A 12,924-nucleotide genomic window follows, 5' to 3' on the forward strand; every position below is an offset into this window, starting at 1 on the left:
CATCAACCGATGCGTTCGAAAATCTTCTCGATTTTTTCTTTCAACGCCTGGGCCGTGAAGGGTTTGACCACATAGCCGTTAACGCCGGCCTGGGCCGCTTCGATGATCTGCTCACGCTTGGCTTCAGCGGTCACCATCAGCACCGGCAGGTGCTTGAGCTTTTCATCGGCACGCACGTGGCGCAGCAGATCGATACCGGTCATGCCCGGCATGTTCCAGTCCGTTACCAGAAAGTCGATGCTTCCGCTGTTGAGCACCGGAATGGCGGTAGTGCCATCGTCGGCCTCGACGGTGTTGGTGAACCCAAGGTCACGCAGCAGGTTCTTGATGATCCGCCGCATCGTTGAGAAGTCATCAACGATGAGGATTTTCATGTTCTTGTCCAATTCGACCTCCAAGCAGTCTTAAACGCGCCCAGCACCTGGACGCGCCATTTCAATCAATCCGGCAAAGCACTCAATGACTGTCTGGAGCACAACAGATCGGGACCGGCGCAGTTCAACACCACACCAGCCTCTTTCGCAGTGTCCCCACACTGCCTTCAGCGCGCTCGCCACTCCCCCAAACGCCCCCGCAAGCGGGCCGCGCACTGGCTGTGTAACTGGCTGACCCGAGATTCGCTGACCCCCAGGACCTCACCGATTTCCTTGAGGTTCAACTCTTCGTCGTAGTACAGCGCCAACACCAGTCGCTCACGCTCCGGCAAATTGGCAATCGCATCCGCCAGCGCAGCCTGGAAGCGTTCATCTTCCAGATCGCGTGACGGCTCGGTATGAGCACTCGCGCCATCCTCGTGCAGCCCTTCGTGTTCGCCGTCCTGCAACAGATCGTCGAAACTGAATAACCGGCTGCCCAGGGTGTCGTTCAAAATTCCGTAGTAATCGTCGAGACTCAATTGGAGTTCGGCCGCAACTTCGTGATCTTTAGCGTCACGGCCGGTTTTCGCTTCAATCGAGCGAATGGCGTCGCTGACCATGCGCGTATTGCGGTGAACCGAGCGTGGCGCCCAGTCCCCCTTGCGCACTTCATCGAGCATGGCGCCGCGGATTCGAATGCCCGCGTACGTCTCGAAACTGGCGCCTTTGCTGGCGTCATATTTGGTCGATACCTCAAGCAGGCCGATCATCCCGGCCTGGATCAGGTCTTCGACCTGGACACTGGCCGGCAAACGCGCCAGCAAGTGGTAAGCAATGCGTTTAACCAGCGGCGCGTAACGCTCGATCAGCTCGTACTGCGCATCACGAGCCGATTTTTTGTAGAGGTTGTAACCGCTGGCTGTCATAGCACAGGTCCTGCTGTTTGCTGCACGAGACGTTCGACGAAAAACTCCAGGTGCCCGCGCGGGTTGGCAGGCAGCGGCCAGGTATCGACCTTCTGCGCGATGGCCTTGAACGCCAGCGAGCACTTGGAACGCGGGAAGGCCTCGTAGACGGCGCGCTGCTTCTGCACAGCCTTGCGCACGCTTTCGTCGTAGGGCACCGCGCCGACGTATTGTAGGGCGACGTCGAGGAAGCGATCCGTGACCTTGGTCAACTTGGCGAACAGGTTGCGCCCTTCCTGCGGGCTCTGGGCCATGTTGGCCAGGACGCGGAAGCGGTTCATGCCGTAGTCGCGATTGAGCAACTTGATCAAGGCGTAGGCATCGGTAATCGAGGTCGGCTCGTCGCACACCACCAGCAGCACTTCCTGGGCTGCGCGAACGAAGCTGACGACCGACTCACCAATGCCCGCAGCGGTGTCGATCACCAATACGTCGAGGTTGTCGCCGATATCACTGAAGGCCTGGATCAGGCCTGCGTGTTGCGCAGGGCTCAGATGCACCATGCTCTGTGTGCCGGATGCGGCCGGAACGATACGAATGCCGCCTGGTCCCTGCAGCAGTACATCGCGCAGTTCGCAGCGGCCCTCGATCACGTCGGCCAGGGTACGTTTGGGTGTCAGCCCCAGCAGAACGTCGACGTTCGCCAGCCCCAGGTCGGCGTCCAGCAGCATGACGCGCCGGCCAAGCTCAGCCAAAGCCAGGGACAAGTTCACTGACACGTTAGTTTTCCCGACGCCACCTTTGCCGCCGGTCACCGCGATCACCTGTACGGGATGCATGCTGCCCATGTTATTTCTTTACCTTGTCTTGCATAGACGGAGGCCACATTACTGGCTGCGCGTTCACAAACGGAACAATGCATGGCAGACCATCGATGTAGGTACAAAAACGATTCATTATTACCTCAGCCAACCTGCTTGGTCGGGCTGTGGTAGATGTCAGCGAACATGTCAGCCATGGCTTCTTCGCTGGGTTCTTCCTGCATTTGCACGCTGACGGCGCGACTGACCAACTGATGACGGCGCGGCAGATGGAGATCATCCGGAATCCGCGGGCCATCGGTCAGGTACGCCACTGGCAGCTCATGACTGATGGCCAGGCTCAACACCTCGCCCAGGCTTGCCGTTTCATCCAGTTTAGTCAGGATGCAGCCGGCAAGCCCGCAACGCTTGTAACTGTGATAAGCGGCGGTTAGAACCTGTTTCTGGCTGGTGGTTGCCAGCACCAGATAATTTTTTGAGCGGATGCCACGACCGGCCAGGCTTTCGAGCTGCATGCGCAGGGCCGGGTCGCTGGCCTGCAGGCCGGCGGTATCGATCAGCACCACGCGCTTGCGCAGCAATGGATCCAGCGCCTGCACCAGGGACTGGCCCGGATCGACGTGGGTCACCGGCACATTGAGAATACGCCCCAGGGTCTTGAGTTGTTCCTGGGCACCGATGCGGAAGCTGTCCATGCTCACCAGCGCGATGTTCTGCGCGCCGTACTTGAGCACGTAACGGGCAGCCAGCTTGGCCAGGGTCGTGGTCTTGCCCATGCCGGCAGGGCCGACCATGGCGATGACTCCGCCCTCTTCCAGCGGCTCGACGTCCGGGGTAACGATCATGCGTGCCAGGTGCGCCAGCAACATGCGCCAGGCCTGACGAGGCTCCTGGATTTCGCTGATCAGTACCAGCAGATCGCGCGACAGCGGGCCAGACAGGCCAATGCGTTGCAGGCGACGCCAGAGGTTGGCCTGGTCCGGACGGCTGCCTTGCAGCTGGTTCCAGGCCAGGGACCCGAGTTGTACTTCCATGAGCTCGCGCAGGCTGTTGAGCTCGAAGCGCATCGAGTCGAACGCGCGCGGGTCCACGCCACCGGACGCTGGTACAGCAGCCGGTGCGGGACGACGGGGTTCGTCGTACGTCGGCTCGATCAGCGGCTCGGCGGCGGTCAACGGCAAGCCGGCGAACAACTGGCGGTTGGTTGCATTGTCGCTCTCGCCATCGCTGCGCAGGCTCAATTCGGCCTGGGCGGTGACGATCCGCGACTGAGTCTTGCGCAGCTCGTCTTCGAGCTCCATGTTCGGAACTCGCGGTGCCAGCGCCGACAACTTGTAATCCAGCGCAGCCGTCAGTTCGACGCCCCCGGCGATCCGGCGGTTGCCGATAATGGCAGCATCAGCGCCCAGCTCATCGCGAACCAGCTTCATGGCCTGACGCATATCGGCGGCGAAAAAACGCTTAACTTGCATAAACCACTACCTCAGCCGTTGGGCCCTACTGTCGCAACGATGGTCACTTGCTTGTTGTCAGGGATTTCCTGGTAAGCCAACACGTGCAAACCCGGGACTGCGAGCCGGCCGAATCGCGAGAGCATCGCGCGAACCGGACCGGCCACCAGCAGAATCACCGGCTGACCTTGCATCTCCTGGCGCTGCGCCGCGTCAATCAGCGAGCGCTGCAGTTTCTCAGCCATGCTTGGCTCCAGCAGAACGCCCTCTTCCGAGCCTTGTCCTGCCTTTTGCAGACTATTGAGCAATATCTGTTCCAACCTTGGCTCCAGCGTGATAACTGGCAGCTCCGACTCAGTGCCTACAATGCTTTGCACGATTGCACGGGAGACGCCAACCCGCACGGCAGCCACCAGCGCGGCGGTATCTTGACTCTTGGCGGCATTGTTGGCGATGGCCTCGGCAATGCTGCGGATATCGCGAACCGGCACTTGCTCGGCCAACAGTGCTTGCAGCACCTTGAGCAGTTGCGACAGCGAAACCACGCCCGGCACCAGCTCCTCAGCCAGTTTCGGCGAGCTTTTGGCCAGCAATTGCATGAGTTGCTGCACTTCTTCGTGACCGATCAGTTCACTGGAATGCTTGTAGAGTATCTGGTTCAAGTGGGTGGCCACCACTGTGCTGGCATCGACCACCGTGTAACCGAGGGACTGCGCCTGGGCACGCTGGCTGATTTCGATCCAGACCGCCTCCAGGCCGAAAGCCGGATCTTTGGCGGTAATGCCGTTGAGCGTACCGTAGACCTGCCCCGGGTTGATCGCCAGCTCGCGATCCGGGTAAATCTCCGCCTCCGCCAGGATCACCCCCATCAGGGTCAGGCGATAGGCACTCGGCGCCAGGTCGAGGTTGTCGCGGATATGCACGGTCGGCATCAGGAAGCCCAGATCCTGGGACAGCTTCTTGCGCACCCCCTTGATCCGCGCCAGCAACTGGCCGCCCTGGTTGCGGTCCACCAGCGGAATCAGGCGATAGCCCACTTCCAGGCCGATCATGTCGATGGGCGTCACGTCATCCCAGCCAAGCTCCTTGGTTTCCTGGGCGCGGGCCGGCGACGGCAGCAACTCCTGCTGGCGCTTGACCTCTTGCAGGGCCTGCACCTTGGCGACGTTCTGCTTTTTCCAGAACAGGTAGGCGCCACCGGCCGCCAGGGCCGCCATGGTCAGGAACGAGAAGTGCGGCATGCCGGGCACCAGGCCCATGACCGCCATCAAGCCTGCCGCCACCGCCAGCGCCTTGGGCGAGGCGAACATCTGGCGATTGATCTGTTTGCCCATGTCTTCCGAACCGGACGCACGGGTCACCATGATCGCCGCTGCTGTCGATAACAACAGTGATGGCAATTGCGCCACCAAACCGTCACCGATGGTCAACAGCGCATACACCTTGCCGGCATCGCCGAAGGTCATGCCGTGCTGGAAGATACCGACCGCCATGCCGCCGATCAGGTTGATGAACAGAATCAACAGGCCGGCGATCGCGTCACCACGGACGAATTTGCTGGCACCGTCCATGGAGCCGTAGAACTCGGCTTCCTGGGCGACTTCCGAGCGGCGGGCCTTGGCCTGGGCCTGATCGATCAGGCCGGCGTTAAGGTCGGCGTCGATCGCCATTTGCTTGCCGGGCATCGCATCGAGGGTGAAACGCGCGCTCACCTCGGAAATCCGCCCCGCACCCTTGGTCACCACGACGAAGTTGATGATCATCAGGATCGCGAAGACCACGATACCGACCACGTAGTTACCGCCGATCACCACTTCGCCGAACGCCTGGATCACCTTGCCGGCGGCCGCGTGACCGTCCTGGCCGTGGAGCATCACCACCCGCGTGGAGGCCACGTTCAACGCCAGGCGTAACAGCGTCGCCACCAGCAGGATGGTCGGGAACACCGCGAAATCCAGCGGGCGCAAGGCGTAGACGCACACCAGCAGCACGACGATGGACAGGGCAATGTTGAAGGTGAAGAACACGTCCAGCAGGAACGGCGGCACCGGCAACATCATCATCGCCAGCATGACCAGCAGCAACAGCGGCACGCCCAGATTGCCTCGACTGAGGTCGGCAATGTTGCTGCGGGCACTGTTGATTAACTGAGAGCGATCCACCGGTTTTCCCCGTTCCTTTAAAGCAAACTTTTGACGCCTGAAGCAGGCGCAGGGCGGCTACTGCAAGAAGCTTTCCAACTTTTGCAAAGGCCTGGAATAGAGGTTTTCGCAGGTAAAAAAGATCGCAGCCTTCGGCAGCTCCTACAGGTTCACACCGATCTCATGTAGGAGCTGCCGAAGGCTCGGGCCGCGTTCGGACGATCTTTTGATTTTCAGATCAGGAATCGCGGCGCAAATCCGGCGGAATCGGCAGGTCATCCTTGAGCGGATCCGGTCGCTTGCCCTTGCCCGCCCGGTACTGTCGAATCTGATAGACGTAGGCCAGTACCTGCGCAACCGCCAGATAGAGCCCGCCGGGGATTTCCTGCTCCAGCTCGGTGGAGTAATAAATCGAGCGCGCCAGCGCCGGTGACTCCAGCAACAGGATCTCGTTGGCCGCAGCAATCTCGCGGATCTTCAGGGCCAGGAAGTCGGAGCCCTTGGCCAGCAACACCGGCGCACTACCCTTCTCCGGATCGTATTTGAGCGCCACGGCGTAGTGTGTCGGGTTGGTGATGACCACGTCGGCCTCGGGAATGGCGGCCATCATCCGCCGCTGGGACATCTCTCGCTGCAGCTGTCGAATCCGCTGCTTGACCTCCGGTCGCCCCTCCTGATCCTTGTGCTCGTCGCGCACTTCCTGCTTGGTCATCAACAGTTTCTTGTGGCTTTCCCAGAGCTGCACCGGCACATCCACCGCCGCGATGAGGATCAGCCCGCACGCCATCCACAAGGTGCTCCAGCCCACCACTTGCAGACTGTGGATGATTGCCATGTCCAGGGGTTCATGGGCGATACGCAGCATGTCGTCGATGTCCGACGACAACACCGCCAACGCCACGAACAAAATAATGATGAACTTGGCAAAGGCCTTGAGCAGCTCCACCAGCGACTTGGCGGAGAACATGCGCTTGATGCCTGCTCCGGGGTTCATCCGGCTGAACTTGGGCGCCAGTGAACCCGCCGCGAACAGCCAGCCGCCGAGGGATATCGGGCCGATAATGGCAGCCAGCACCAACGCAATCATCACCGGCTGGATCGACCACAAGGCAATTTGCCCCGAGTGCAGCAGGTAGGCGCTCATGGATTTCTGATCCATGATCACTTCCCGGGGCAACGAGAAGTTAATGCGCATCAGCTCCATCATGTCCTGCGCCATCGTACCGCCGAAAATCAGCAGCGCTGACGCACCGACCAGCATGATCGCCAGGGTGTTCAGCTCCTTGGAGCGCGCAATCTCACCTTTCTCGCGTGAGTCCTGCTTGCGCTTCTCCGTGGGGTCTTCTGTTTTGTCCTGACCGCTTTCGCTCTCAGCCATGACTCAGCTCGCCCGTGCCATTTCGCGTAAGAACTGCAAAGCCTCGGTGGCCAGCGGTTGATACTGGTTGAGGATGTCCGCCAACCCGACCCAGACGATAAACAGCCCGAGTACCAGGGTCAGGGGGAAGCCGATGGAAAAGATGTTGAGTTGCGGCGCCGCCCGGGTCATCACACCAAACGCGATGTTGACCACCAGCAGCGCGGTGACCGCCGGCAACACCAGCAACAATGCCGAACCGAGCACCCAGCCAAGCTTGCCGGCCAGCTCCCAGTAGTGATTGACCATCAGCCCGCCACCGACCGGTAGCGTGGTGAAGCTCTCGGTCAGGACCTCGAACGCCACCAGATGTCCATTCATGGACAGAAACAGCAGCGTCACCAGCATGGTAAAAAACTGCCCGATCACCGCTGTCGACACGCCGTTGGCCGGGTCGATCATGGACGCGAAGGCCATGCCCATTTGAATCGCGACGATTTGCCCGGCCACCACAAAGGCCTGGAAGAACAACTGCAAGGCGAAGCCCATCACTGCGCCGATCAGGATTTGCTCGGCAATCAGCAGCAACCCGCTCAAGTCCAGGGCATTCACCGGCGGCATGGGTGGCAGGCCGGGTGCGATGACCACGGTAATGGCCAGTGTGAAATAGAGGCGAACCCGCCGCGGTACGAGGGTGGTGCCGAATATCGGCATGACCATCAGCAAGGAACCGACACGAAACAACGGCAACATGAATGTCGCGACCCAGGTACTGATCTGGGTATCGGTCAGCTGCAGCAGCGACGACATGGCTTAGCCGATGACCATCGGGATGTTGTGGTACAGCTGGGTGATGTACTCCATGAAGGTCTGCACCATCCACGGACCCGCCACGATCAGCGTCACCAGCATCACCAGCAGGCGCGGCAGGAAGCTCAGGGTCTGTTCGTTGATCTGGGTGGCGGCCTGGAACATCGCCACCAGCAGGCCCACCAGCAAACTCGGAATCACCAGGATCGCCACCATCATGGTGGTCAACCACAGGGCTTCGCGAAAAATGTCTACGGCGACTTCAGGGGTCATGGCGATACACCGCCAAAGCTGCTGGCCAGGGTGCCGATGATCAGCGCCCAGCCATCCACCAGCACGAACAACATGATCTTGAACGGCAGGGAAATGATCAGCGGCGAGAGCATCATCATACCCATGGCCATCAGCACACTGGCCACGACCAGGTCGATGATCAGGAACGGAATGAAGATCATGAAGCCGATCTGGAACGCCGTTTTCAGTTCGGAGGTCACGAAGGCCGGTACCAGGATGGTCAACGGCGCCTGATCCGGTGTGGCGATGTCAGTGCGCTTGGACAGGCGCATGAACAGTTCCAGGTCGCTGGTGCGGGTCTGGGCGAGCATGAAGTTCTTGATCGGCACCTGCGCCTTGGCGACCGCATCCTGGGCCGTCAGTTTTTCCGCCAGATACGGCTGCAAGGCGTCCTGGTTCACCCGGTCGAACACCGGCGCCATGATGAACAGGGTCAGGAACAGCGCCATGCCGGTGAGGATCTGGTTCGACGGCGTCTGCTGCAGGCCCAGGGCCTGGCGCAGGATCGAGAAGACAATGATGATCCGGGTGAAGCTGGTCATCAGCATGACAAACGCCGGGATAAAACTCAGCGCGGTCATGATCAGCAGGATTTGCAGGCTGACCGAGTATTCCTGCGCACCCTGCGCATTGGTGCCCAGGGTGATGGCCGGGATCGACAGCGGATCGGCGGCGAATGCCAGCGGTGCAGCCAGCATCAGGGCCAGCGTCAAGACGATGCGTAGCGCACCCATTACTTCTTATCCTTCTGATCTTTACCCAGCATCTCCAGCAGGCGCTGCGCAAACTCCGGCGTCGGCTTCTCGGTGCTCGGCACCTGCACCGGCTCCTTGAGGACGTGCAGCGCAGTGATGCTGCCAGGGCTCAGGCCAAGCAGAATCTGCTCGTTGCCGACCTGCACCAGCATCAGGCGGTCGCGAGGCCCCAGCGCGCGGGAGCCGACGATCTCGATCACCTGCCCCTTGCCGGCCGGACCGGCCTGCTGGACCCGACGCAGCAACCAGGCGAGGAAGAAGATCAACCCCAGCACCAGCAGCAATCCGAACACCAACTGCGTCAGTTGCCCTGCCACACCACTGCTCACCGCTGGCGCAGCAGCCGTGGTCGCCGTAGCGACCGGCTCGGCCGCCAGCACGTCGAACGGCATGACCCATACAAACCCGAGAAGCTTTTTCACTCAGCGCAGCTTCTTGATGCGTTCGCTTGGGCTGATCACGTCCGTCAGGCGGATGCCGAACTTCTCGTTGACCACCACCACTTCGCCGTGGGCGATGAGCGTGCCGTTGACCAGCACGTCCAGCGGCTCGCCGGCCAGGCGATCAAGCTCGATCACCGACCCCTGGTTCAGTTGCAGCAGGTTGCGGATGTTGATGTCGGTGCTGCCCACTTCCATGGAGATCGACACCGGGATATCGAGGATCACGTCCAGGTTCGGGCCCTCGAGGCTCACCGGATCGTTGTTTTTCGGCACGCTGCCGAACTCTTCCATTGGCAGGCGGTTGGACGCGGAATTGCCGGAATCGGCGGCGAGCAATGCGTCGATGTCGGCCTGCCCGGCATCACCGGTTTCTTCCAGGGCCGCGGCCCACTCATCGGCCAGGGCCTGGTCGTCTTGCGTGTTCATAATGTCAGTGTCCTCGGCGAGCAAAAGTTCAGAATTCGGTTAATCGCGAATGGGTAGGAGCGCCGGTCAACGGCGCTCGATCGGCTCGATCACTTGCAACGCCAGGTTGCCCTTGTGCGAGCCCATCTTGACCTTGAAGGCCGGCACGCCGTTGGCGCGCATGATCATTTCTTCCGGCATGTCGACCGGGATCACATCCCCCGGCTGCATGTGCAGGATGTCGCGCAGGCGCAGTTGACGACGGGCCACCGTCGCGCCGATCGGCACGTCGACGTCCAGCACGTCCTGGCGCAGGGCGTTGACCCAGCGCTCGTCCTGATCGTCGAGGTCCGACTGGAAGCCGGCGTCGAGCATCTCGCGCACCGGCTCGATCATCGAGTACGGCATGGTCACGTGCAGGTCGCCGCCACCGCCATCGAGTTCGATATGGAAGGTCGACACCACAATGGCTTCGCTCGGGCCGACGATGTTGGCCATGGCCGGGTTCACTTCGGAGTTGATGTACTCGAAGTTGACTTCCATGATCGCCTGCCAGGCTTCCTTCAGATCGACGAACGCCTGCTCCAGCACCATGCGCACCACACGCAGTTCGGTCGGGGTGAATTCACGCCCTTCGATCTTGGCGTGCCGGCCATCGCCACCGAAGAAGTTGTCCACCAGCTTGAACACCAGTTTGGCATCGAGGATGAACAGCGCGGTGCCGCGCAGGGGTTTGATCTTGACCAGGTTGAGACTGGTCGGCACGTACAGCGAGTGCACGTATTCGCCGAACTTCATCACCTGCACGCCGCCGACCGCCACGTCCGCCGAGCGTCGCAGCATGTTGAACATGCTGATGCGGGTATAGCGGGCGAAACGCTCGTTGATCATTTCCAGGGTCGGCATGCGTCCACGGACGATGCGATCCTGGCTGGTCAGGTCATAGCTTTTGACACTGCCAGGTTCGGCAGCGTTTTCGGTCTGTACCAGACCATCGTCGACGCCATGCAGCAGCGCGTCGATCTCATCCTGGGACAGCAGGTCCTGCACGGCCATGTCGTGTTCCTACTGCAATACGAAATTAGTGAAAAGCAACTGTTCGATCACCACTTTGCCGAGCTCTTTCTGCGCCACTTCCTGGACGCTGGCGGTGGCCTTCTGCCGCAGCATTTCCTGACCGACCGGCGATGCGAGGGTCGCAAAGTCCTGCCCGGAGAACAGCATGACCAGGTTGTTGCGGATCACCGGCATGTGGACCTTGAGCGCTTCCAGATCTGCCTGATTGCGCGCGAGCATGGTGATGCTCACCTGCATGTAGCGCTGGCGGCCGTTCTGGTTGAAGTTGGCCACGAAAGCCGGCGCCATCGATTCGAAAATTGCTGGCTGTTTGCCGACGGGAGCGGTTTCCACCACCGCGGCGGCAGGCTTGTTCTGAGCGCTGTGCATGAAGTACCAGGTCGCGCCCACGGATACACCGATCGCCAGCAGCAGGGCCACCACGATCAGGATGATCAGCTTGAGTTTGCCTTTGGTTGCGGGGTCTTTTACTGCTGCGTCGCTCTTCGCCATGCCAATAATCCGTCACTATTCGGGGTTTCACAGTCGCACGGCAAGGCAAGAGCAAGTGTTATGCCAGAACGGTTGGAGGGGGAAATGGGCTGCGGCTGGTTGAAGCCGGAAATCAAAAGATCGCAGCCTTCGGCAGCTCCTACATTGGAATGTGTACATCCCGTAGGAGCTGCCGAAGGCTGCGATCTTTCAGAGGACGCCGCGAATCATCAGGCGTAATAATCGACTGCGCTTGAACCAATAACGCTGGTCACGCTGGCCGCCACTTCCGCGACCGATGGTGCATGCTCGTCATCCATGGAATCGATACGGCCGCCACTGGCGCGGGTCCCTCCGGCCTGGCTTTGCCGGGCTTGTTCCTGCCCTTGTTGCGAACCACGGGACTGGTCCGAAACGTTGACATCGACCTGCCCCATGCCCTGCTGCGCAAACATGTCGCGCAAGCGATGGACCTGGCTGTCCAGCGCCTCGCGGACGCCCGGATGCGCACTCATGAACGTGACCTGGGTCTGCTGATCGGGAACCATGTTCACTCGGATGTCCAGACGTCCCAGTTCAGCGGGTTGCAACTGGATGTCCGCGGCCTTGAGGTTGGCGCTGGACAGGTACATGACCCGGTTCACCACCTCTTCGGTCCAGCCGCTCTGGTGCATGGCGATCGGCTGGTTCACCGGCAAGGCATTGGCTGTCTTCGGTGTGGCCGCCTGGGTCAGCGCGGCCAGACGATTGGCGAAATCATCGACACGGGTGTCGCTGCCGGCAGATTTGAGATCTTTCAGACCGTCATCGATCAAGCCACTGAAAGCCTTGTCGTCACCTTTCCCGGCACCGTCCTTGTCGGCCTGAACATCCAGCATGGTCGCCATGCCGGCGGCAAAGTTTTGCGCCGACGTCAGCTCACCGTCAGCCTGGGCTTGCGCCTGTGTCGGTGCGGCCTTTTGCTGCGCCTGACTGGAAGCCGACACGTGACCGCTCTGTTCCATCGCCAGGCGTAGCGCCGGCAGGGCGTCGAGTGGGTCGGCCTCGGGATCGAAGTCACCGTCAGCGCTTGGCGGCGCCGGAACGCTTGTAGCCACGATCGCCGCAGCAACCGGCGCTTCAACCGTTAGCGGCACCGCATCAGCTACCGCAGGCGCTGCTGGCGCTGGCAGCACGGGCTGTATGGCTTGCTGCAATGCAGGATCAAGCGCCGGATCGACCGGCGCGGCATCGGCGACCTGAGCCGGGTCGGCCTCTGACGTATCTTCGCCGGCGGTCTTGTCGTCAGCCTGCACCGATTGGTCGGCAGGCAAGGATTTGCCGCCATCGGCAACCACCGGCTCCCCGACGGCAGACTTGTCGTCGCCAGCGTCCGTCTTTGCGCCGACACCGGAGGTTTTGTCACGCTCAGGCTTGAGCGGAGCATCCGCCAGCGCATTGGGCTTGTTTGGGGCCTGATTGGCGTAGACATGGGCGAAGCTTGCGGCCTTGTCCCCGGGCTCTGCGGCCACTGCCGGAGGATTGGCGGAGGCAGCCTGAGTCTTGGCCTGCCTGGAGGCCTGAAGCAGAATATTAGGGGTAACGGGCATGAAACGGTCTCCGCTGCACAGGGCTCGTAAGTACAGTTGGGTTAGATAA

General features: G+C 61.0%; 14 protein-coding genes. All 14 read right to left on the reverse strand.

Going from position 1 to position 12,924, the window contains the following annotated elements; all coding sequences use genetic code 11:
• Positions 1–2 precede the first annotated feature (2 nt).
• Positions 3–374 (reverse strand): chemotaxis response regulator CheY, encoded by a 372-nt coding sequence (locus tag AC3WJW_RS01160; RefSeq protein WP_003183998.1) that lies wholly within the window; start codon positions 372–374, stop codon positions 3–5.
• A 167-nt stretch (positions 375–541) separates the two neighbouring features.
• Positions 542–1,282 carry an RNA polymerase sigma factor FliA gene (fliA, locus tag AC3WJW_RS01165; RefSeq protein ID WP_007975362.1) on the reverse strand — a complete coding sequence of 247 codons (741 nt, stop codon included), beginning with the start codon at positions 1,280–1,282 and terminating at the stop codon, positions 542–544.
• The gene (gene fleN, locus AC3WJW_RS01170; protein ID WP_007975361.1) at positions 1,279–2,109 is read right to left on the reverse strand and encodes a flagellar synthesis regulator FleN; all 831 of its coding nucleotides are present in this window, start codon (positions 2,107–2,109) and stop codon (positions 1,279–1,281) included. The genes fliA and fleN overlap by 4 nt, the downstream gene beginning before the upstream one ends.
• 116 nt (positions 2,110–2,225) lie before the next feature.
• The gene (gene flhF / locus AC3WJW_RS01175) at positions 2,226–3,554 is read right to left on the reverse strand and encodes a flagellar biosynthesis GTPase FlhF (protein ID WP_493724844.1); all 1,329 of its coding nucleotides are present in this window, start codon (positions 3,552–3,554) and stop codon (positions 2,226–2,228) included.
• Positions 3,555–3,565: 11 nt separating this feature from the next.
• Entirely contained in the window at positions 3,566–5,695 is a 2,130-nt protein-coding gene (gene flhA, locus AC3WJW_RS01180; RefSeq protein ID WP_102699422.1) for a flagellar biosynthesis protein FlhA, read from the reverse strand.
• 217 nt (positions 5,696–5,912) lie between these two features.
• Complete coding sequence (flhB, locus tag AC3WJW_RS01185; RefSeq protein WP_493724845.1) at positions 5,913–7,052, reverse strand: flagellar biosynthesis protein FlhB; 1,140 nt, start codon at positions 7,050–7,052, stop codon at positions 5,913–5,915.
• Positions 7,053–7,055: 3 nt separating this feature from the next.
• Positions 7,056–7,841, reverse strand: a complete 786-nt coding sequence (gene fliR, locus AC3WJW_RS01190) for a flagellar biosynthetic protein FliR (protein ID WP_493724846.1) — start codon at positions 7,839–7,841, stop codon at positions 7,056–7,058.
• A gap of 3 nt (positions 7,842–7,844) precedes the next feature.
• Positions 7,845–8,114 carry a flagellar biosynthesis protein FliQ gene (gene fliQ / locus AC3WJW_RS01195; RefSeq protein ID WP_093225108.1) on the reverse strand — a complete coding sequence of 90 codons (270 nt, stop codon included), beginning with the start codon at positions 8,112–8,114 and terminating at the stop codon, positions 7,845–7,847.
• The gene (fliP, locus tag AC3WJW_RS01200) at positions 8,111–8,869 is read right to left on the reverse strand and encodes a flagellar type III secretion system pore protein FliP (protein ID WP_015096239.1); all 759 of its coding nucleotides are present in this window, start codon (positions 8,867–8,869) and stop codon (positions 8,111–8,113) included. Before fliP ends, fliQ begins: the two co-directional genes overlap by 4 nt.
• Complete coding sequence (gene fliO / locus AC3WJW_RS01205; RefSeq protein ID WP_218501899.1) at positions 8,869–9,282, reverse strand: flagellar biosynthetic protein FliO; 414 nt, start codon at positions 9,280–9,282, stop codon at positions 8,869–8,871. The genes fliP and fliO overlap by 1 nt, the downstream gene beginning before the upstream one ends.
• Before the next feature lie 30 nt (positions 9,283–9,312).
• Complete coding sequence (fliN, locus tag AC3WJW_RS01210; protein WP_015096241.1) at positions 9,313–9,759, reverse strand: flagellar motor switch protein FliN; 447 nt, start codon at positions 9,757–9,759, stop codon at positions 9,313–9,315.
• Between the two features lie 66 nt (positions 9,760–9,825).
• Positions 9,826–10,794 (reverse strand): flagellar motor switch protein FliM, encoded by a 969-nt coding sequence (gene fliM, locus AC3WJW_RS01215; protein WP_015096242.1) that lies wholly within the window; start codon positions 10,792–10,794, stop codon positions 9,826–9,828.
• 9 nt (positions 10,795–10,803) lie between these two features.
• Positions 10,804–11,307, reverse strand: coding sequence for a flagellar basal body-associated protein FliL (fliL, locus tag AC3WJW_RS01220; protein ID WP_493724847.1), 504 nt, complete (start codon positions 11,305–11,307; stop codon positions 10,804–10,806).
• A 209-nt stretch (positions 11,308–11,516) separates the two neighbouring features.
• Positions 11,517–12,875 carry a flagellar hook-length control protein FliK gene (locus tag AC3WJW_RS01225; protein ID WP_493724848.1) on the reverse strand — a complete coding sequence of 453 codons (1,359 nt, stop codon included), beginning with the start codon at positions 12,873–12,875 and terminating at the stop codon, positions 11,517–11,519.
• Positions 12,876–12,924: the final 49 nt, after the last annotated feature.

The organism is Pseudomonas sp. GW821-FHT07G06 (genome assembly GCF_058986625.1).